At 59.4% G+C, this 20,322-nt stretch carries 17 protein-coding genes and 1 pseudogene; 8 read left to right on the top strand and 10 right to left on the bottom strand.

Annotated elements, in window-relative coordinates:
* The 4 genes and pseudogenes from Q0K17_RS05965 to Q0K17_RS05950 all read left to right on the top strand — a co-directional run.
* Positions 1-639, top strand: a pseudogene (locus Q0K17_RS05965) (replication-associated recombination protein A); the annotation flags it as partial.
* A 270-nt stretch (positions 640-909) separates the two neighbouring features.
* Entirely contained in the window at positions 910-1,293 is a 384-nt protein-coding gene (locus tag Q0K17_RS05960; RefSeq protein WP_294540929.1) for a transcriptional repressor, read from the top strand.
* 319 nt (positions 1,294-1,612) lie between these two features.
* Positions 1,613-2,881 (top strand): 2-hydroxyacyl-CoA dehydratase subunit D, encoded by a 1,269-nt coding sequence (locus tag Q0K17_RS05955; RefSeq protein ID WP_294540928.1) that lies wholly within the window; start codon positions 1,613-1,615, stop codon positions 2,879-2,881.
* 14 nt (positions 2,882-2,895) lie between these two features.
* A complete protein-coding gene (locus Q0K17_RS05950) occupies positions 2,896-4,560 on the top strand; it encodes an acyl-CoA dehydratase activase (protein WP_294540927.1) in 1,665 nt (554 codons plus the stop codon).
* Between the two features lie 70 nt (positions 4,561-4,630).
* Here the strand turns inward: Q0K17_RS05950 and Q0K17_RS05945 are convergent, their stop codons facing one another.
* The gene (locus Q0K17_RS05945; protein WP_294540926.1) at positions 4,631-5,899 is read right to left on the bottom strand and encodes a hypothetical protein; all 1,269 of its coding nucleotides are present in this window, start codon (positions 5,897-5,899) and stop codon (positions 4,631-4,633) included.
* 196 nt (positions 5,900-6,095) lie between these two features.
* Here Q0K17_RS05945 and Q0K17_RS05940 point away from each other — a divergent pair, with 196 nt between their 5' ends.
* Positions 6,096-7,769 (top strand): formate--tetrahydrofolate ligase, encoded by a 1,674-nt coding sequence (locus Q0K17_RS05940; protein WP_294540925.1) that lies wholly within the window; start codon positions 6,096-6,098, stop codon positions 7,767-7,769.
* Positions 7,770-7,841: 72 nt separating this feature from the next.
* Here Q0K17_RS05940 and Q0K17_RS05935 read toward each other — a convergent pair whose 3' ends face one another.
* The 4 genes from Q0K17_RS05935 to Q0K17_RS05920 all read right to left on the bottom strand — a co-directional run bounded on the left by Q0K17_RS05935 (position 7,842) and on the right by Q0K17_RS05920 (position 12,569).
* Entirely contained in the window at positions 7,842-9,233 is a 1,392-nt protein-coding gene (locus tag Q0K17_RS05935; RefSeq protein ID WP_294540924.1) for a DUF2812 domain-containing protein, read from the bottom strand.
* The gene (locus tag Q0K17_RS05930) at positions 9,230-9,553 is read right to left on the bottom strand and encodes a PadR family transcriptional regulator (protein ID WP_294540923.1); all 324 of its coding nucleotides are present in this window, start codon (positions 9,551-9,553) and stop codon (positions 9,230-9,232) included. Before Q0K17_RS05930 ends, Q0K17_RS05935 begins: the two co-directional genes overlap by 4 nt.
* 159 nt (positions 9,554-9,712) lie before the next feature.
* Positions 9,713-11,212, bottom strand: a complete 1,500-nt coding sequence (locus Q0K17_RS05925) for a glycosyltransferase family 39 protein (protein ID WP_294540922.1) — start codon at positions 11,210-11,212, stop codon at positions 9,713-9,715.
* Positions 11,213-11,360: 148 nt separating this feature from the next.
* Positions 11,361-12,569, bottom strand: coding sequence for an acetate kinase (locus tag Q0K17_RS05920; RefSeq protein WP_294540921.1), 1,209 nt, complete (start codon positions 12,567-12,569; stop codon positions 11,361-11,363).
* A gap of 397 nt (positions 12,570-12,966) precedes the next feature.
* Here Q0K17_RS05920 and Q0K17_RS05915 point away from each other — a divergent pair, with 397 nt between their 5' ends.
* The gene (locus Q0K17_RS05915; protein ID WP_294540920.1) at positions 12,967-14,154 is read left to right on the top strand and encodes a nucleotidyltransferase family protein; all 1,188 of its coding nucleotides are present in this window, start codon (positions 12,967-12,969) and stop codon (positions 14,152-14,154) included.
* A gap of 76 nt (positions 14,155-14,230) precedes the next feature.
* Positions 14,231-15,511 carry an NAD(P)-dependent oxidoreductase gene (locus Q0K17_RS05910; RefSeq protein ID WP_294540919.1) on the top strand — a complete coding sequence of 427 codons (1,281 nt, stop codon included), beginning with the start codon at positions 14,231-14,233 and terminating at the stop codon, positions 15,509-15,511.
* A 158-nt stretch (positions 15,512-15,669) separates the two neighbouring features.
* Here the strand turns inward: Q0K17_RS05910 and Q0K17_RS05905 are convergent, their stop codons facing one another.
* From Q0K17_RS05905 to Q0K17_RS05885, 5 genes are all read right to left on the bottom strand, one after another.
* On the bottom strand, positions 15,670-16,680 hold the full coding sequence (locus tag Q0K17_RS05905; RefSeq protein ID WP_294540918.1) for a hypothetical protein: 1,011 nt from the start codon (positions 16,678-16,680) through the stop codon (positions 15,670-15,672).
* Positions 16,673-17,416 carry an SDR family oxidoreductase gene (locus Q0K17_RS05900; protein ID WP_294540917.1) on the bottom strand — a complete coding sequence of 248 codons (744 nt, stop codon included), beginning with the start codon at positions 17,414-17,416 and terminating at the stop codon, positions 16,673-16,675. The genes Q0K17_RS05905 and Q0K17_RS05900 overlap by 8 nt, the downstream gene beginning before the upstream one ends.
* 42 nt (positions 17,417-17,458) lie before the next feature.
* Positions 17,459-17,875, bottom strand: coding sequence for a MaoC family dehydratase (locus Q0K17_RS05895; RefSeq protein ID WP_294540916.1), 417 nt, complete (start codon positions 17,873-17,875; stop codon positions 17,459-17,461).
* Positions 17,876-17,964: 89 nt separating this feature from the next.
* The gene (locus Q0K17_RS05890) at positions 17,965-18,207 is read right to left on the bottom strand and encodes an acyl carrier protein (RefSeq protein ID WP_204645863.1); all 243 of its coding nucleotides are present in this window, start codon (positions 18,205-18,207) and stop codon (positions 17,965-17,967) included.
* Positions 18,208-18,297: 90 nt separating this feature from the next.
* A complete protein-coding gene (locus Q0K17_RS05885) occupies positions 18,298-18,615 on the bottom strand; it encodes a hypothetical protein (protein WP_294540915.1) in 318 nt (105 codons plus the stop codon).
* Positions 18,616-18,998: 383 nt separating this feature from the next.
* Here Q0K17_RS05885 and Q0K17_RS05880 point away from each other — a divergent pair.
* On the top strand, positions 18,999-20,322 hold a 1,324-nt coding region (locus Q0K17_RS05880; RefSeq protein ID WP_294540914.1), incomplete at its 3' end, for a transglycosylase domain-containing protein.

Here is a 20,322-nt window from a genome sequence, read left to right as displayed (position 1 = left end):
GACGGAACCCGCGTTGTAACGCTGGATATGGCCAAACAGGTGGCCCGCCGCACCGCCATGCGGTACGACAAGCAGGGGGACGACCACTACGACATCATTTCGGCCTACCAGAAGTCCATGCGCGGCTCCGACCCGGACGCAGCCCTGCATTATCTGGCCCGTCTGCTGGAAGCAGGGGACCTGCCCTCCGCCTGCCGCCGACTCATGGTCACGGCCTGTGAGGATGTGGGGCTGGCCTGGCCCCAGATCATTCCCATCGTCAAGGCGGCGGTGGATGCTGCCAACATGCTGGGGCTGCCCGAAGCCCGCCTGCCTTTGGCGGATGCGGTGGTCCTGGTGGCCACCGCCCCCAAATCCAATACAGCCCACGATGCCATCAACGCAGCCATGGCCGACGTGCAGGCCGGGAAGGGCGGGCCCATCCCCCGTCAGCTGCAGAATAAACATTACGATGGCGAGGATGCCGCCGTCAAGGGACAGCACTACAAATATCCCCATGACTGGCCGAACCATTGGGTCTACCAGCAGTATTTACCGGATGCGTTAAAGGACAAAACCTACTACCATTTTGGTGATAATAAAACAGAACAGGCAGCCGCCCAATACTGGAAACGGGTGAAAGGCCAGGACCGGAAGTAATGCGGGCGTCCCTGTTACAATTGTGAAAACAAAACAAACACTTTTTACCGATGTGTCGAAAAAATGTGCGCCGCCGGACAACAGCTTGACCGGCGGTGCCTTTTTTTGGAATGCTGCGGACAAATCGTGGCAGAAACTGGTATAATTTTCGGCTTTATTCACGGAAAAGTGTTGACAAAGGACAATAAAATTCAGTAGAATAAAAACGTGTGAGGGGATTCGTCCATTGTTATGGACGGGCAAAAATTCACTTTTATAAGGAGAACTCCCATGCGTTATTCTCATCAGCGCGAATTGATCCTGCGCGAGGTGCTCGGCCGCACCGATCATCCCACCGCAGAACAGATCTGCACTTCTCTGCGGACCGAATGTCCGCGCCTGAGCCTCGGCACCGTTTACCGTGATCTCAATACCCTGGTGGAGATCGGCAAGGTCCGCCGTGTTTCTATCCCCGGCGAGGCCGACCGGTTTGACGGTCAGGTGGAACAGCATCAGCATCTGTGGTGCCGCAAGTGCCATCAGGTGGAAAGTCTGTATATCGATCCGGAAAAACTCAGTGAACTGGTCAAGTCCTGCCCCGGTATTGTGGCCGAGGACTGGAGCCTGACCGTGTTCGGTCTTTGCAGTAAATGCGCGGCCGAAGAAAGCCAGTGAACTGTACGGTGCCCGATTGCGGAGGGCACAGCGGTTTGCACCCGCGGGTCATGGTCCGGTGGCAGCGGGAGGCGGAAAATTTCGGATTGCCAGCGTCGGAGCAAAGTGTTCTTTGCCCCGGCGATTTTTTATACGTTTTTTGTCTGTATTCCAGGGGCAGCCCCGGGCGGTGATTTGTTTCTTTGAACAAATCGCCGCTTTTTGTATGCCAAAAGGCTTACATATCTGCTATAAGTGTGCTACAATAAAATTTATGCCTGTTTCAGGGAAAGGACAGGCGCTGTATTTTTCGTTTTGGAATCATAAAGGGGAAACGTATATGGCAATTGTAGATACTTTTGGAGAAAAAGTTGAACAACTGAGCAATACCAACCGGACCCGGGCCCGGTGGCTGCTCAAGACCGGGTGGGAAGCCCAGAACCTGAAATTCAAACTTATGCCGGACAAGCGGCTGATCCCGGCGGACCGGTATCTGGCAGGCATGATGATGGATGCCATGCTCAAGCCGCTGCAATGCCCGGACCAGTGTGCGGTGGTCAGCGTGTTCACCCCCTGCGAACTGCTGCAGGAGGTGGGGCTGAACCCCTACAACACCGAAGCCATGTCCTGCTATCTGTCTGCCAGCAAGGTGGAGCGAGGCCTTTTGCAGCAGGCGGAAAACAGCGGCATTGCCGAAACCCTGTGCAGCTACCACAAGACCTTTTTCGGTGCGGCCCAGAAAGGCCTGCTGCCCCGGCCCAAGTGCATCGTGTATACCAACGTCATGTGTGACGCCAACATGCTGACCTTCCGGGCTCTGTCCAACCTGTACAAGGTGCCGCTGTTTTCTCTGGATGTGCCTTTGCAGCAGAATGAGGAAAATGTCCGCTATGTGGCCGAGCAGCTCAAGGCTCTGGCGGCTTTCCTGGAAAGGAACACCGGCAGAAAGATCGACGAAGCTTCGCTGTCCCAGCGCCTGGAACGCAGCAAGCGCACGCTGGAAAAGTTTGGCCGTTTCCAGGAAGAAAAAGCCGACCGATATATTCCGGCAGACCTGGTCAGCCCGCTGTACTGCGGCATGACCAACAACATCCTCATGGGCACGCCCCAGGAGGAAAAGTTTGTGGATATGCTGCTCCGGGATGTGAAGAAGGCCCCGGCCAAGAAGGGCAAGCGCATTTATTGGATGCACACCATTCCCTTCTGGTCCGACGCCGTGCGCCGGGAACTGTGCTTCAATGAAAAAGCCCAGATCGTGGGCTGTGAGCTCAGCCAGGTGTGTGAACCGGACTTTGACCCCGCCGATCCCTACATGGCCATGGCCCATCGCCTGGTCTACCATGCCCTCAACGGCAGCGTGAACCGCCGCATCGAAGCCGGTATCCGCCATGCCAAGCAGACCAAGGCCGACGGCGTGGTGTGGTTCAACCACTGGGGCTGCAAGCATACCATGGGCGCTGCCCAGCTGGCCAAAAAGAAGTTTGAGGAAGCAGGCCTGCCCCTGCTGATCCTGGATGGCGACGGCTGTGACCGCAGCCACGGCGGCGAGGGCCAGACCTCCACCCGTCTGGGGGCTTTCCTGGAAATGCTCAACGGCGACAAGGTGTGAAAGGGGAGAGGAAGATGAGCAACAAACTGTATTACGTCTGCAAATATACGCCCATCGAGCTGCTGGAAGCGCTGGGGGCCGACTGTGCCAGCCTGAATGAGATGCCCGAAGGGTTTGAGCATGCCGACCAGATCGCCCATCCCAACATCTGCGGCTTCGGCAAGGCGGTGCTGGAACAGGTCATCGGCGAGCATGTGAAGGAGCTGGTCATCGTCAACTGCTGCGACACCATCCGCAGCGTCTACGATATCCTGGCCGACAGCGGCAAGCTGGACTTTCTGTATATCATGGACATGCCCCATGACAACGGCTCTTGCGGCCGGGAACGCACCGTGACCCAGCTCAAGGGTCTGGCCAAGGCTTACAGTGAATACAAGGGCACCACCTTTGATGAGGCTGCTTTCCGTAAGGCCTTCCGCCCCAAGGAACGGCTGAACGAACCCTACATCAGCGTGCTGGGCGCCCGCATGGGCAACGAACTGTTTGATGTGGTCCGCCAGACCATGCCTTATCCGGTGGAGAACGACACCTGCGTGAACAACCGTTCCGCCGGCAATGAGGAACCCCCCGAAACCTCTGATTTTGACGAGCTCATGGATTGGTACGCCGGCGCTCTGCTGCGCCAGCTGCCCTGCATGCGCATGATCGACAACACCGGCCGCAAGCAGCTGTACAACAACCCCAATCTGAAGGGCATCATCTATCACACCGTCAAGTTCTGTGATTTTTACAGCTTTGAGTACGCCCAGATCAAACGGGAAGCCGCCGTGCCCCTGCTGAAGATCGAATCCGACTATTCGCTGCAGAACAGCGGGCAGCTCTCGACCCGACTGGAAGCATTTGCCGAGAGCATCACCGCCGAATGGCAGAAAGGGAAGGAAAAGAAGATGGGAAAAGGATATTTTGCAGGGATTGACAGCGGCTCCACCAGCACCGACGTGGTCATTCTGGACAAGGACCAGAAGATCGTGACCGGCATCATTCTGCCCACCGGCGCAGGTGCCGCCGCCGGCGCCGAGCGCGCCCTGGAAGAAGCCCTGAAGGAAGCCCACCTCCAGCGGGAGGACATCGACGCCATGGTCACCACCGGCTACGGCCGCACTGCCATCACCGAGGGCGACAAGAGCATCACCGAGATCACCTGCCACGCCCGGGGCGCCCATTTCCTGGATCCTTCGGTGCGCACGGTGGTGGACATCGGCGGTCAGGACAGCAAGGTCATCCGTCTGGATGAGAACGGCGCCGTGGTCAACTTTGTCATGAACGACAAGTGCGCCGCCGGTACCGGCCGCTTCCTGGAAATGATGGCCCGCACCATGGAGATGAGCCTGGATGAGATGAGCCACAAAGGCCTGAAGTACAAGGAAGACATCACCATCTCCAGCATGTGCACCGTCTTTGCGGAATCGGAGGTCGTCTCTCTGATTGCTCAGAACAAGGATACCGACGACATTGTTCACGGCCTGAACAAGGCGGTGGCATCCAAGACCGCCGCCCTGGCCAAGCGCGTGGGCGGGGAGGAACGCTACATGATGACCGGCGGCGTTTCCAAGAACGAAAGCCTGGTCAAGACCCTGGAAGAAAAGTTGGGCACCACCCTGGTGGTGGACGAGCGCGCCCAGCTGTGCGGCGCCCTGGGCGCGGCCCTCTTCGCCATGGATATGGTGGAAAAGGACTGACCCTTCCGCCGGGAAGCAACCAAAAAAGGACACCGTCCGGTGGGACGGTGTCCTTTTTGCTTACTTAAACTTACACAGCAGAGGCTTCCCGGCTCTGCGCGGCAGGTCTCGGGCACAGGGCGGGCAGCGGCGCACCCGGGGGCGTGAGCAGGGCGCAGGGCAGCAGCAGGATCAGCGGATTGGCGGAGATCAGGAACATCTTGTTTTCCATCAGCAGGTAACACAGCATGGCAAACAGCAGCAGGGTCTCGCCGGTATGGCCGGTCCGGCACAACCGCCACAGCAAAAGCAGGGTGACGCCTGCCACCAGCACGGCGCCCAGCAGACCCTTGTTCATGATGAGCGCCAGATAGGTGTTGTCGATGGAATGGTGCACGTCCGCGTCGGTGGCAAAGCCGCCCAGCAGGGTGATGACATTGGGCATGCCGGCATGAAGCCAGGCTTCGGCGCCTTCCTCCGCCGGGTGCAGATAATCAAAGGCCCAGAACACATGATGCCAGATTTCCAGCCGTCCGGAGAAGGCCCGGTTCAGCAGGGACAGTTTCGGCGTCAGGTCGGAGGCGCCCGGATCGAAAAGATATCCCGTTACCAGGCTGAACACCGTCAGCAGGGGATACAGGGCCAGCACCAGAAAGTGCCACACACGGCTCTCAAAAAAGCGGGGCAGCAATTTCTGTGCCGCAAACAGCAAAAGAAGCAGGAGCATGGCCATGCCGGCGCCCCGGCACAGGGGAACGATCAGGGTGTAGGCGGCCAGCGCAGCCAGACCGGCCCAGTCGAACCAGCGCAGCCGGGGCCAGCGCAGCCATCCCCAGGCAAAAAACACGCCCAGCAGTCGGGCGCCGTAGCCATTATAATGTCCGTAGCCGTAATCCCAGTTGCGGGCATACATATTGAAGGGCATCAGCGGGGTGGTGTAATGCAGCAGCTGTACCAGAACAAGACAGACGGCGGCTGTGCCCAGGTAGACCCGCAGGGCAGTGCGCAGGTCCACATCCTTGGCACCCAGCCCCACGAGGACTGCCAGCAAAAACCAGATGTCATCTCCCCGCAGGGAGGCAAAGGCCGCATACACCACCGCAGCACAGCCGACGGCCCATTGCCAGCGGCGTTCATACCGGGTCAGAAACAGACATTTGATGACCAGCAGCAAAGTGCCGGCTCCGGTCAGGCCCAGGCGGGCCAGATGACTGAAGGCGGGCAGTGTACTTTGTATGTTGGAGCTGAATACCTCCGAAAGAATCAGCAACAGGGCGATGGCGGTGCAGTAGACGCGTTGGCCCGTCAGAGGACGGTTGTCCAGAAACGGGAAACGGCGCTGTGACAGAGCAACAGGCATCGCGGTCCTCCTTTCCCGCGGAATTCTCCGCAGATCGCTATTCATTATAGCATGGCCCATCCCAAAAGAAAACCCGGCCGGACAGGCCTTTGGCCCCTTCATCCTTGTATTTTGCCCAAAAGTTTGTTACAATCAACATAGTATCCGTTTATTTTCCAAAATGTTACGCGCATAGAGAAGGAAAGGAAGAGATCATATGCTCAGCGATATCCAGATCGCCCAAAACGCCCACATGCTTCCCATCACGGAGGTGGCAGCCAAGCTGGGGCTGTCTGCCGATGATGTCATCCCGTATGGCAAATACAAAGCCAAGATCAGCCACAAGCTGGCAAAAGGGGAAGGCAAGCAGGGCAAACTGATCCTGGTTACCGCCATCAGCCCCACCCCGGCGGGCGAAGGCAAGACCACCACCAGCGTGGGTCTGGCGGATGCTCTTTGCGCCATGGGCAAGCGTACCATGCTCTGCCTGCGGGAACCTTCTCTGGGCCCCGTGTTCGGCATCAAGGGCGGCGCGGCCGGCGGCGGCTATGCCCAGGTGGTGCCCATGGAGGACATCAACCTCCATTTCACCGGTGATATCCACGCCATCGGCACCGCCAACAACCTGCTGGCGGCCATGATCGACAATTCCATTCAGCAGGGCAATCCCCTGAACATCGACCCCCGCCGGGTGGTGTGGAAGCGCTGCATGGATATGAATGACCGTCAGCTGCGTTTCATCGTGGACGGCCTGGGCGGCAAGGTCAACGGGACTCCCCGGGAAGACGGCTTCGACATCACCGTGGCCAGCGAAGTCATGGCCATCTTCTGTCTGGCAACCGACCTGCAGGACCTGAAAGACCGTCTGTCCCGCATCGTCTGCGCCTATACTTTTGACGGCAAGCCGGTCACCGCTGGCGAGATCGGGGCTGCCGGTGCCATGACCGCCCTGCTCAAGGACGCCATCGACCCCAACCTGGTCCAGACCCTGGAAAACAATCCGGCCATCATCCATGGCGGTCCCTTCGCCAATATCGCCCACGGCTGCAACAGCGTCACCGCCACCAAACTGGGCCTGAAACTGGCCGACTATGTGGTCACCGAAGCTGGCTTCGGCGCCGACCTGGGGGCCGAGAAATTCCTGGACATCAAGTGCCGTTATGCGGGTCTGAACCCCTCCGCTGTGGTGCTGGTGGCCACCGTCCGCGCCCTGAAATACCACGGCGGTGTGGCCAAGGCCGACCTGAACGCCCCCAACGTGGAAGCCGTGCGCAAGGGCTCTGTGAATCTGGCCCGCCATATCGACAACCTGAAGAACGGTTTTGGCCTGCCGGTGTGCGTGGCTATCAATTCTTTCCCCACTGACACCGAAGAGGAGATGGAGGTCATCCGGGATGTCTGCGCCCAGGCCGGCGTGCCCTGCGCGCTGAGCGAAGTCTTTGCCAAGGGCGGCGAAGGCGGCAAGGAACTGGCCAACACCGTTCTGCAGGTGCTGGAAGAAAATCCCGACATCCATCCCATCCAGTTCACCTATGATCTGGAAGCCTCTCTGGCCGACAAGGTGGAAGCGGTGGCCCGCAAGATCTACCGCGCCGACGGCGTGACCTATGCCCCCGCCGCCAAGAAGATGCTGGCCGAACTGGAAAAGATGGGCTACGGCAAGCTGCCGGTCTGCATTGCCAAGACCCAGTACTCCTTCAGCGATGATGCCTCCCTGCTGGGGGCGCCGGAACACTTCCGGATGAACGTGCGGGAGGTCCGCCTGTCCGCCGGTGCCGGCTTTGTGGTGGTCATCTGCGGTTCCATCATGACCATGCCCGGTCTGCCCCGTCATCCCGCGGCCATGGATATTGACTGCGACGCCGAGGGCCGCATCACCGGCCTGTTCTGATTCCGGACTTTCATAACAAGCAAACAGCGTGCAAGCCGAAAGGGCCTGCACGCTGTTTTTTATGGGCTTGATTCAGTCGGTGGGCGCCAGGATCCCGGCGGCCTTCGCCAGTTGCTCTTCATTGGGTATCAGATAGGCAAACCGCAGTTCCACCACCCGCCCGGGCCAGCACAGCAGATACTGGGGAATCGGCCCGCTGGTGCTCCACTGCAGCTGATAGGCAGCCTGTGCACCATAGGGCGCCGGATCAATGGCAGAATAGGAATCCTGAAATACAGTGCCATCCTCATAGACTTCATCCTGATGTTCATCCAGCAGCTGCTGTACCACAATGTTTTGTACAAAGGCAAAGTCGGTGTCGTAGATGGTATACCGCAGGGTGGGGGCGCCTGCGGACTGCGGTACAACCGGACTTTGTTCATACAGGCTCTGCTGCAGCAGGGGACTGGTGTACGCGGTGGCTCGCCTGGAATAACGGGCGTCGGTTTCGGTCAGATCTTCCGCAACCAGGGGCAGGGGATCATTGTAGATTTCATAGGTGCGGCCGTTCTGCTCATAACTGCCCGCCACCACATGGTCGGGCTGCCCCAGATGGGAGCCCAGAGAAACGGCCAGCAGTACCACAATGCCCACCGTATACACCGCAAGCACCATAAGGCCGGTGACGGCTTGGTTGAGTCCGGCCGGATACTCTTTTTCCCGCAGTCGTTTCCGCAGCCAGGTGCCGCCTCCAATGGCGGCAGCGCAGATCAATAGCCAGCCAAGATACCATTGAGGCGGCAAAGGGGACCCGAAAGCGGCCAGACACAGCAGCAGAATAGCCACGGCCACCAATATCCAGCTGACGCGGGCGGGAATACGGGGCGACAGAAAGAGACCGCCTTCTTCGGCGGCGCGTCCGGCCCGACGATGCCATGCAAGGCAGGCGATGGGCTCCACCAGACAGGCCAGCAGCAACAGGAACCACACCGGTAGGGAAAGGATGTCGAAGCTGTCGGAAAGAAACCCGATGGCATCGTGCCGGAAATCCAGCCAGTACTTTCCCAGCCAGAACAGGCACAATACCAGGGTAAACAGCCGCGGCCGGATGGTCAGCCGGACCATGGCCCGGTACAGGCTTGCCACCCGTACCACCGGGTCGGTCTCCAAAGGCAGTACATCCGCATCGGCGGTATAAAACACCTGTATGTCATGCCGTCGGGCAGCCAGACGCCACCCGCTCCCGGCGCACAGGTCCTCCTTGTCCTTCTGGGCGTCGGTGGGCAGGGCGTCGTACTCGGTGGCCTTGGAAAAATAGGTGACGGCAAACTGCAATGTCTGCGGCTGTATCTCCGTAAAGGTCCAGAACCAGCCGCCGATTTTACTCAGCAGCCAGCCCTGGGCCGCCTGCTTTTCCAGCAGCGTTTCCATGGCTTGCTGGTCATAGATGGAAAGGGGAACAAAAAGACGTTTCGTTCGGTTCATGGCTGTGCCTCCTTCCCGGCATAGCGCTCATAATCCCGGATCTGCTCCCGCAGACGTTCGTACTCCTTGGCCAGCATGGCAGCACCCTTCCCGGTGATGCGGTATCGGCGCCGTCCCCGCAAAGCGCCGGTGGCTTCGATCCAGCCTTCGGCGGTAAACTGCTCCAACAGATCATACAGGGTACCGGAGCCGATGCTCACCCGCCCGCCGGTCATCTGGCGCACCTTTTCCAGAATCTCCATGCCCCGGCATTCCTCCTGCAGGCAGAGCAGCAGATAAAACATCTGCTCGGTCAGGGTCTTGAATCGCTCCCGGGGCATGGGAATCACCTGCTTTCTCTGTAATCTCGAATATCGAGTTCTTCTGTCTTCAGTATATTCTCGATATTCGAGAAAGTCAATGCCCGACTCTTTCTTTTTCCGCGGCACACCAAAAAAGCCGCTGCAGCAGTCCTGCCGCAGCGGCTTTTCTTGGTAGGTTCATTTCACCAGGGCAACTTCCCGTTCAGCCTCCGGCCGGGGCAATCCCGCCCGGGAGAGCTGCCACAAGGAAGCTGTCGCCAGCAGCAGCAAAAGCGGCGTGAACTGAAAGGCGTACCGGGCCTTTGTCTCCCACAGACTCAGAAACAGCATCAGCCCGAACACGCTCACCCGTGCCAGGGTCAGCGGTCCCGGTGCAGACCGTCGGACAGCGCCCAATGCGCCCAGTAACACCAGGACCATCACAAAATACAAATAGGTCTGGCAGTAGTAGACCATGGGCATATACCCGGGCTGTCCCTCCAGAATGAACCGGTGGGTCCAGCTGACCTTCAAAGGCGTGGCCAGGAATTCCTGGGCGTCATACAGCCCGTTGCCCCAGGTGATGACCGCCTTGCGGGTCATGAAATCCGCCTGACCGACGGGGGTGCGGGAACTGTACTGGCCGGCGATGTACTGCCGCAGCATCTGGCGGCGCTGGTCCATGGTGGCCAGACTTTTGGCGGTCTGGCATACTTCGTCGTTATAGTTGCCGTCGCCGCCGCTGCCGTAGGCAAACCATAGCTCGATGGGCAACCCTACGGCATCCTCCACCGAAAAATCCAGAAAGGTCCGCTGCCAGACCCGGTATCCGCCCAGCCATAGCCCGAACACCAGCAGAAGAGTCAAAGCACCGGCTGCCGCCCGACGGGCTTTCTGTTCCAGAAACAGCTGGATAATTACCGCTACCAGTACCACGATCACGCTTCCCTTGATGGCGTACCCCAAAAACGCCGCAGTGCCCATGAAAGCCAACCAGGCCAGCCGGGTTCCGGCACGGGCGGCAGTGCGGTAACGTGTCCAGCCCAACAGCACCAGCAGGGGAAAGGGCAGGCACAGGGTGTCGGAATAAAAGCAGGGGGACCACAGCACAAAGGGCAGAAATCCGGCGCAGAGCAGAAATGCCAGCGCCACCCCGCTGTTGCGGTTCAGGATCCGTCGGGCCAGCAGGCAGACCAGGGCGACGGAAAACGCAATGGCCAGCACGTTCAGTACAATGCCGGCGTAGATGCCCGCTTCGGTATCCGGCGTTATGCCGAACAGCCCTGCCAACCGGAACCAGAGCACCAGCACCAGCGCCAGTCCCAGATTGTTGTTGCAGATGATGTAATAAGCGCCCCACACCTGGGGAATGCCATCATCCAGAAAATCCGGCAGACTCTGCAGCACGGTGGCCATGTCCATGATGGGCATTTCGGCCAGAAAGAATCCCATCATCCCCAATAGCAGGGTATAAAGCAGCAGGACAACGGCCATCCAGCGCCGGAACCGGGAGCGGGGGACGGAATCCAGCATGGGCAGAAGATACCGCGCTACGAAAAAGGCCACGAATCCCAGGGCAAATCCCGCCACCAGGGCAGCCGGTCCGTTGTGCTGCCAGCGCAGCACGCTGTTGAACAGCACCCAGCCCCACACAATGGCAAACCCGATGGAAAAGGTTTGCGTCAGTCGTTTCGCCATACCGCAACGCCTCCGGACGGAGCGCCGCAGACACTCCGAACAAATTACACATTTCCATCACATTTTACCACATGGACGGGAACTTTGCCAACCAAAAAACGCCGGGGCCGCAAACATGCGGCCCCGGCGGGCAATCTGCAGAATGAAGTTACTGCTTGCTCAGGACTTCCTTGGTATCCCGGGCAATCATCAGCTCTTCGTTGGTCTCAATGACCAGGGTGCGCACGCGGGCGCCCCAGGCGGTGATCTCCACCACGTCGGACTTCTGGTTGTGCGCATCATTGTTCTTGTCGGTGTCAATGTGGATGCCCAGCCAGTCCATGTGATGGCAGATGCGGGCGCGGGACGGTGCATCATGCTCACCGATACCGCCGGTGAAGACGATGGCGTCCACGCCGCCCATGGCGGCAATGTAGCTGCCGATGGTCTTCTTGATCTGGTAGTTCAGCATGTCGCTGGCCAGCTGAGCCCGCTTGTTGCCCTCTTCGGCGGCCTTTTCCACGTCGCGCTTGTCGCTGGAAACACCGGAAATGCCCAGCAGACCGGACTTCTTGTTCAGAATCTCGTCCAGCTGATGGCCGGTGATGTTCAGGGTGTACTTCAGGTAGTTGACCACGGAGGGGTCCAGGTCACCGCAGCGGGTGCCCATCATCAGGCCGGCCAGAGGAGTCATGCCCATGGAGGTATCCACGACCTTGCCCTGGTCCACGGCGGCAATGGAAGAACCGTTGCCCAGGTGGCAGGTGATCAGCTTCAGGCGGGTGAGGGGCTCTTCCAGGAACTCGGCGGCACGATGGCTGACGTACTTGTGGCTGGTGCCGTGGAAGCCGTAACGGCGCACGCCGTACTTCTCATAATACTCATAGGGGATGGCATACATGTAGGCGCGCGGCGGCATGGTGCTGTGGAAGGAGGTGTCGAACACAGCCACGTTGGGAATGTCGCCGAAAACCTTCTTGGCGGCCTCGATGCCCAGGATGCCGGCGGGGTTGTGCAGGGGAGCCAGAGGGCTCAGGTCCCGGATGGCCTCCACCACTTCGGGGGTGATGAGGCAGCTTTCCTTGAACTTTTCGCCGCCGTGCACGATGCGGTGACCGATGGCATCGATCTCGGAAGGATCATCGATGACCTTGCCGTCACCGGTGGTCATCTTCTTCACGACCTCCAGGAAGGCTTCGGTGTGGGTGGGGAAGATGGCCGGGGTGGTGGCCTTGTGGCCGTTGGCCTCATGGGTGATCATGCTGCTTTCCATACCGATGCGTTCGCACAGGCCTTTGCAAAGCACATGTTCGCCTTCCATATCGATCAGCTGATACTTCAGGCTGGACGAACCACAGTTGATAACAAGGACTTTCATGTCAATTCTCCTTCAATCGTTTCGGGCGTGTGCCCGATCTGTTCATTAACAATTCAATTATAGTATGAATGTTGTCTCTTTTCAAGAATCAAATGCGCAAAACAGCGCATTTATTGCTCAGTTTCCGGTATAAACGACGAACTGCGGGGGATGCAGCCTGATATTTTTTTGACAGATTGCACAAAGAAAAACGGCTATCCGTGCCCTCAAAACCGGAAATTGAGCAATAAAAACAACGTAACAGGGAAGGAATTTTGTTTGCGGACAGCCAGGACTCCGCCGGCGCAATGCGGAAAAACCTGTATCAGGACGCAAAAATCTCCCCCGGTATGGTATAATGATACCAGATCAGCCGCCTGTGCGGAGATAAATCAAAACACAGCCTTTGAGGTATGACATGAAATTTGCCGGTATCATCACAGAGTACGATCCGTTCCATAACGGGCATGCCGCCCAGCTGCAGATGCTGCGGGACAGGGGCGCCGAAACCATTGCCGTTTGCATGAGCAGCGGCGCGGTACAGCGCGGGGGAATCCCCCTGTTCCCTGAATCCGTCCGGGTGCGGGCTGCCCTGCTGGGCGGGGCCGATCTGGTGGTGTCCCTGCCCGCGCCTTACGCCAATACCGGGGCAGAGGCCTTCGGCGCGGCGGGGGTGGCGCTGCTCACCGCTCTGGGCTGTGACACGCTGGCCTTTGGGGCGGAGGACCCTGATGCCGCGCACCTGATGCGTGCGGCAGAGCTGCTGGGAAAGCCGGATCTTTCAGCGCGCCTGCGGCGGCACCTGGGGGAGGGGATGACCTTTGCCGCAGCCCGTGCCAGGGCGGCAGAGGAACTGGAACCGGGTCTGGGCGATCTGCTCTCCCGCCCCAACAATATTCTGGGAATCGAATACTGCAAGGCCATTCTGGCGCAGCACAGCGCCATGCAGCCGCTGGCCCTGCCCCGCCTGGGAGCCGGACACGGGTCGGATGAAACCGGCCGCTCGGGACAGATGCGGCTTGCCTCGGCCAGCCTGCTGCGCACCCTCATACGCAAGGGCGGCCCGGATGTACTGGCGCCCTATGTGCCGGAACCGGCCCTGCAGCTTTACCGGCAGGCGGTGGAACAGGGCCTGGAAGCGGACCCGGGGCGGTTCAGCGTGGCGCTGCTGGCGCTGCTCCGTGTGGGAGACCCCGCCCGTTTCGCCCGCATCCGCGGCGTCAGCGAAGGACTGGAAAATCGGCTGACGGCTGCCGTCTGGTCCGCCTCTGATGCCGAGAGCCTCTACGCATCGCTCAAGACCAAGCGATATCCCCATGCCCGACTGCGCCGGCTGGCCCTGGACGCGGCTTTGGGTGTGGAGGCGGAAAAACTGCCTGCGCTGCCGCCTTACCTGCATATTCTGGGAGCACGGCGGGAAGCCATGCCCCTGCTGCGCAACGCGTCGCTGCCGGTATCCACCTCGCTGGCCAAGCTGGAAGCCCAACTGCCCCAGGCAGAATACTTGATCAGACTGCACAATTCTTTTGCGGATTTTTCGGCGTTGTGCAGGGAGCAAACCCAGCCCATGGGGCTTGCCTACACCACAAAACCGGTGGTATTATAAATTGGACATGGATTTTCATTGCCAACCTTGAAACATTGTTGCAAAAATAACGGTCACAAAAGAAAGAAGGAACAACATGGCCCTGCACGTTATGGACGAAGCCAACCACTGCCTGGGATGCAAAAATCCCCGCTGCCAACAGGGGTGCCCCATCCACACCAACATTCCGGAGGTCATCCGCCTGCTCAAGGAAAACAAGCTCAACGAAGCGGGACGGATGCTTTTTGAAAACAACCCCCTGACCACCGTCTGCAGCCTGATCTGCAACCATGAAAATCAGTGCGAAGGGCATTGCGTGCAGGGCATCAAGGGGGCGCCTGTACATTTTTCGGTCATTGAAAACTACATCTCCTCCACCTATGCCTCCCAGATGACCCATGGCCCCGCCGAGCCCAACGGCAAACGGGTGGCCATTATCGGCTCCGGTCCGGCGGGCCTGACCATTGCGGTCATTCTGGCCCGGTACGGGTATGATGTGACCATCTTTGAAAGCCATGACAAGATCGGCGGTGTGCTGCGCTACGGCATCCCGGAATTCCGCCTGCCCAAGACGGTGCTGGATGATTTTGAGTACCGGCATCTGCGCCTGAAGGATATCAAGGTGCGCCCCAATACCGATGTGGGCAAGGCGCTGAAGATCGACGATCTGTTCCGGGACGGCTACAAGGCCATCTTCATCGGCACCGGCGTCTGGCGGCCCAATACCCTGGGGATCAAGGGCGAAAGCCTGGGCCATGTGCACTTTGCCATCAACTATCTGCAGAACCCGGATGTCTACCACCTGGGCAACCGGGTGGTGCTCATCGGCGCGGGCAATGCGGCCATGGATGTGGCCCGTACGGCCATCCGCCACGGGACCCGCCATCTGGAATGCTTCTCCCTGACCAAGAAAATCGCGGCCAGCCATTATGAGGAAAGCTATGCCAAGCTGGAAGGCGTGGAATTCTTCTATAACAAAAAGCCGGTGGAGATCACCGACCAGGGTGTCATTTTCCGGGATGTGAACGAGGCGGAGGACGGCACTCTCACCGAAATCCCGGGCAGTGAAGTGCTGTATCCGGCGGACAGCGTGGTGGTCTCCATCAGCCAGGGGGCCTGCACCACCATCACCGAAACCACCGAAGGGCTGAAGGTCAACGCCCGGGGGCTTTTTGTTACCGATGAGGTGGGCCGTACCAGCCGTCCGGGGATCTTTGCTTCCGGCGATGCCGTCAAGGGGGCCCGCACGGTGGTGGAAGCTGTGGCGTACAGCAAAAAGGTGGCCGAGGCCATGCACGAATATATGCAGAGCCTGCCGGCGGACGCCCCGGACGAGTATGCTGACGTCCCCGTTTATCAGAGCGACGACGGAAACTGATTGCACAACAGCAAACAACAAAAAGGAGGCATGGTCTTGTGGGCCGTGCCTCCTTTTTTGTGCATGAAAAAGCCCGGAAAGCGGTGCTTTCCGGGAAAACAGCAGCCGTATTCCACCAAAATCATCCTTCTGGTGGAGAACCTCTCCTCCGCCGGAGTTCAGGACAGGTTGGGCCGGTCCTGGTCGCCGTCGGCCTTGAACAGAACGAAGTTGTCGGGCCGGTTCACAAAGTAGTAGTATTCGGTGTTGTCCCGCAAGGGCGGGGTCAGATAGTTGGGAATGACGACGCCGTCGCCCTCCTTCCGCTCGGTCAGGCCGGCCTGCTGCCAGACGGCCGGGTCAATGCCCGCGTTGTAACAATCCAGATACTCAGCACCGGTGCGGCGGAGCAGTGCATCCAGGGCATGGCCGATGCGGGGCAGCACCGCGTCCGGACCGATGAAATCCACCAGCCGCAGCACGGGAGCGCAGCCGGTATCGGCAGCCGATACGGTGCGGGTCACGGCGTAGGCCAGCAGGCGGCCGCTTTCCCGTACGGCCCACACGTCATACCGGAAATGAGGAAAGGCAAAGTACCGCCGCTGCAGATACCACAGATCCTTTTTCGGTGTATGGGGCGTTTCGGGCAGGCCCAGGGCTTCCAGCGCGGCGGCATCCGCCACCGGTTCCAGGTCCAGATCGTGGGCGGGCACGGGCAGGGGAGAGGATCCTCCCGGCACAGCCAGCGTCCACCCGGCGGGACCGGGGGCGCCCAGGCGGTAATAATGGCGCAGGCGCTCGGCCTGCCAGCCCAGAAAATGATACAGCTTGCAGGTGGCGGGGCGGATGTTGTTGCAGGCCAGCACCGGCGTGCCCAGCAGACCGGGCAGGGCATCCATCAGTTCAAGGCCCACACCGTTGTGCCCCTTGGCGGCCACCCAGATGGATACCCACACCCCGGCGGACGGGTCCAGTCCGGCGGGAATGTATCCGGCAGCACTGAGGTACTGCCCCTCCGGGGATTCTGCCACCGCAAAGTGGGGGGCGCCGCCTTCCGGTCCGGCAAAGTAAAAGTTGTAAAACTCGGGGCGGTTGATCAGGGGCAGATGCATGTCAAAGTGGGAGTTGATGAAATCCCGGATGGCATCGTCCTCCCCGAGGCGGGCCAGCCGAAAGCGTATGTCAGGCAAGAGCGGACCCTCCCGTCACAGGCAGGGTCACCCCGGTGATGAAGCCCGCTTCGTCCGAAAGCAGGAAGGCCATGGCCGGCACCACATCGGCGGGGGTGGCATTGCGGCCCATGGGGTTGTCAGCGGCGGATGCCTGCACGATGAGGTCGGGGGTGTCTTTCAAAAAGTTTGTCTCCATCATGCTGGGGGCCACGCAGTTCACCGTGATGCCGAACCGGGCATACTCCACCGCCAGACTCTTGCACAGTCCGCCCAGCGCCTGCTTGGCCATCACATAAGCGGCGGTGTTTTTCGGCGGGGCGCCCAGGGTGTAGCTGGTCTGGATGAACAGGATGCGCCCGAACTTGGCCTTGGTCATGGCGGGCAGCACCGCCTTGCACAGCTTGACGGCGCTGTGTACCTGGATCTCCATGTCCTTGGCAAAGCGGGGTTCGTCAAAAGCCTTGAACTTGGTGTTCACCACCGGCAGGGCGGGCAGATGGATAAAATGGGTGGGAGCGGGGCAGGTGGAAGCCAATACCTGGCAGAAGGTGTCCACCTTGTACGGGTCGGACAGATCCACATCAAAGGGCCGGATCATGCCGGGATAGGTCTGGCACAGAGAGGCCAGTTTTTCCACGTCGCCGCATCCCTGTGCCAGAACAAGGGTGCCTTCGGGAGCGCCCTTGAGCAGACGTTCGATGAGGGCCCGCCCCACATCGCTGGTGGCGCCGGAAATAAGATAAGTATAGGCCATGGATATTTTCTCCTTATATAATATGGATATGCAGGGGACGCCTTATTTGGCCAGTCCGGCCCGGATCACGCCCCGGGTCACCTTTTTGCCGTCCTGGTTGGTGATGACGGCCTTGATCTCGGCTTCCGCCACCGCTTCGCTTACATTCACGACGGTGCCGGTGATGGTCAGGGTGTCTCCGATGAAGATGGGCTTGGCGAACTTGCACTCCACCCCGTGGAGCAGACAGTGCTCCCCGGGCAGATAGACCCCCGCCAGCGTGGAAAAAAAGCTGGCACCCAGCATGCCGTACACCACCCGGCCCGGATATCCGCGCCCCTTGGCGTAGTCGGCGTCCACATGGATGGGGGAGCAGTCGCCGGTGATGGCCTGGAATGCCTCCATCATCTCTTCGGTGACAGTCACGGTAAAACTTTCGGTCAGGCCGGGGGTCATGTCGGCCAGAGTGTAATGATTCATAGAGAGTCCTCCTGCCGGGAAAGATGGATATATACAGAAAAAGGCGGCCGCCGCTTGGGATAAGCAGCGGCCGCCCGCAGAATGTGTGGTTACGCGGTCATGCGTGCAACAAGGTCCAGCAGGTCGCCCACGTTTTTCAGGTCGCGGACATCGGCCAGCTTGAACTTGATGGAAAACTTTTTCTCGATGGCGGTCAGCAGGTTGATCTGCTCCAGGCTGTCCCAGTCCTCGATGTCATCGGCACAGGTGCTGCGGGTGATCACCAGGGTGTCGTCGTCAAAATTATCGCGGAAGATTTCCTGCACGGCGTCCAGGATCGCTTGTTCGGTCATGGCGGTACGCTCCTTTATACAATGGTGGGTATTTCCGATTCTTGCCCTCTATAATACCACATTTGTATAGTTTTCGCAACATACACCGCTTCACAGCCCGTAATCTTCCAGCCGCTGCTGCAGTTCCGCCTCGTCTTCCACAGGGACTCCCTGCTGCAGGGCCAGCACGTCCTGTTCAGGCAAAAGCCGGGTGCGCAGATCGTACTCGGCCAGGGGACCGGTCCCTTCGGCGGTGTACAGGGCCAGATACCCGCCGTTGTCCTTCAGAAGGTACCGCGGTCCTTCTTCGCGGCGGGCGTCATACTCCGCCCGGGCAAACCACACCGCCGCCGCCACCACACACAGCAGGGCTGCTCCGCCCAGCAGAGCCAGGTAGATACGCACCCATTTCGGCAGCTTGTTTTCCATAGCCAATCCCCCTTTTTGCCTGTCCCGCGCCGCCTGCAAAGATGAAAAAAACGTAAAACAGAAACGAAAAAAATGACGGCGCCAGAACAAGTATTGCCCGCCGCAGCCCTCAAAAATCAATTTCTTGTGAATTTTACATTCCATACCTGTACTTTTGGCAGCGGTTTGTGCTATAATTCAGGATATGGTATTGTCCATGAGTGTGTGACGCTGCCGGCGCCGCACCTGCCATACACAGAAAATCCGCAAAGGAGGCGGTCCCCATAGACCCCAAACAACAACGGCATCTGTCCACCCAAGGGGCGAAAGCACCCGGCGGCACGCCCAATTCCGCCAAAGGCGGTAAGAAAGATCCCAACAAAAAGCACCGCAGCATCCCCGGCATGATCCTGCGTTTCCTCGGCTGCCTGATCTGCGTGTGCATCATGCTGGGCAGTGTGGGCGCGGTGGTTCTGGCCATGTATGTCGTGCAGGTCACCGCCGACCCGGAAGGCAAGCTGGACCTGGAAAAGAAGAAGGACCAGCAGACCACCATCCTGTATACCCGGGAAGGGGACGAGTACGCCACTTTGTCCGGTGACGCCAACTCCATCTGGGTCAGCCTTTCGGATATCCCCGAAAACCTTCAGCATGCCGTGGTGGCCATCGAAGACAAGAACTTCTATGACTCCATCGGTGTCAACTTCAAGCGTACCATTGCCGCCGCCCTCAACGAGCTGACCGGCCAGCAGCTGCTGGGCAGCCAGCAGGGCGCGTCCACGCTGGAACAGCAGCTGGTCAAAAACCTGACCGACGACGACAAAGTGGACTATATGCGTAAGGTGCGCGAGATCTTCCGCGCCATCGGTTTGGCCAACCGGTACAGCAAGGAGACCATCCTGGAAGCCTACCTGAACACCGTGCCCCTGACCGGCACCATCGAGGGTGTGGAAGCCGGCGCCAACACCTACTTCGGAAAGAGCGTGGGCGAGCTGTCCCTGTCCGAATGTGCGGTGCTGGCGTCCATCTCCAAGAATCCCACCGGCTACAATCCCTTCACCAACCCGGAAAATCTGATCCAGCGCCGCAATCACGTGCTGTATGAGATGCTCAACCAGGGCTACATCTCCCAGGCGGACTATGATTCCGCCACCGCCGAGACCATCACCCTGGCGGAGAGCAAATCCAAGACCGAGAACGTGGCCGTCAGCTCCAACAACTCCTACTTCACCGAGGCGGTCATCACCCAGCTGACCAAGGACCTGAAAGAGGCCTACAACCTGGAAAGCGACGCCGAAGCCCAGGACATGATCTTCAACGGCGGTCTGCGTGTGTACACCACCGTGGACCCGGACGTCCAGAACTCGGTGGAGCAGCTCATGCTCAACAACACCTGGAACAACGACGAACTCTTCTATGCCCTGTGGCACGAGGAGGAGATCCGGAGTGATATCCCGGTGGGGGCCGAGATCCGGTATGACGCCAACGGTCTGCCCATGAAAACGACGGACGAAACTGTCAGCACCATCTTCGCGGAAGATGATATCCCCGTTTACACCGACAAGACCAACCAGACCTTCAAGACCGGCACCTATAAGGACGACAACGGCAACCAGTTCCTGACCTTTTATGAGGAGGTCCGCACCCAGGCTGCCATCGCCGTCACCAGCACCGAGGAAGGCCACAAGGGCGAGGTTATCGCCGTGGGCGGCGGTCTGGGCGAAAAGA

Source organism: uncultured Gemmiger sp. (assembly GCA_944388105.1).
Lineage (GTDB): Bacteria > Bacillota > Clostridia > Oscillospirales > Ruminococcaceae > Gemmiger.
This window is presented reverse-complemented; position numbering and strand designations above follow the sequence as displayed.

Bases quoted from the DNA above. Each gene is read 5' to 3' on its own strand.
- Q0K17_RS05940 (WP_294540925.1), top strand. From the start codon at position 6,096: ATGCTCAGCGATATCCAGATCGCCCAAAACGCCCACATGCTTCCCATC.
- Q0K17_RS05915 (WP_294540920.1), top strand. From the start codon at position 12,967: ATGAAATTTGCCGGTATCATCACAGAGTACGATCCGTTCCATAACGGG.
- Q0K17_RS05900 (WP_294540917.1), bottom strand. From the start codon at position 17,416: ATGGCCTATACTTATCTTATTTCCGGCGCCACCAGCGATGTGGGGCGG.
- Q0K17_RS05950 (WP_294540927.1), top strand. From the start codon at position 2,896: ATGAGCAACAAACTGTATTACGTCTGCAAATATACGCCCATCGAGCTG.
- Q0K17_RS05925 (WP_294540922.1), bottom strand. From the start codon at position 11,212: ATGGCGAAACGACTGACGCAAACCTTTTCCATCGGGTTTGCCATTGTG.
- Q0K17_RS05945 (WP_294540926.1), bottom strand. From the start codon at position 5,899: ATGCCTGTTGCTCTGTCACAGCGCCGTTTCCCGTTTCTGGACAACCGT.
- Q0K17_RS05895 (WP_294540916.1), bottom strand. From the start codon at position 17,875: ATGAATCATTACACTCTGGCCGACATGACCCCCGGCCTGACCGAAAGT.
- Q0K17_RS05930 (WP_294540923.1), bottom strand. From the start codon at position 9,553: ATGCCCCGGGAGCGATTCAAGACCCTGACCGAGCAGATGTTTTATCTG.
- Q0K17_RS05890 (WP_204645863.1), bottom strand. From the start codon at position 18,207: ATGACCGAACAAGCGATCCTGGACGCCGTGCAGGAAATCTTCCGCGAT.
- Q0K17_RS05955 (WP_294540928.1), top strand. From the start codon at position 1,613: ATGGCAATTGTAGATACTTTTGGAGAAAAAGTTGAACAACTGAGCAAT.
- Q0K17_RS05920 (WP_294540921.1), bottom strand. From the start codon at position 12,569: ATGAAAGTCCTTGTTATCAACTGTGGTTCGTCCAGCCTGAAGTATCAG.
- Q0K17_RS05885 (WP_294540915.1), bottom strand. From the start codon at position 18,615: ATGGAAAACAAGCTGCCGAAATGGGTGCGTATCTACCTGGCTCTGCTG.
- Q0K17_RS05935 (WP_294540924.1), bottom strand. From the start codon at position 9,233: ATGAACCGAACGAAACGTCTTTTTGTTCCCCTTTCCATCTATGACCAG.
- Q0K17_RS05960 (WP_294540929.1), top strand. From the start codon at position 910: ATGCGTTATTCTCATCAGCGCGAATTGATCCTGCGCGAGGTGCTCGGC.
- Q0K17_RS05910 (WP_294540919.1), top strand. From the start codon at position 14,231: ATGGCCCTGCACGTTATGGACGAAGCCAACCACTGCCTGGGATGCAAA.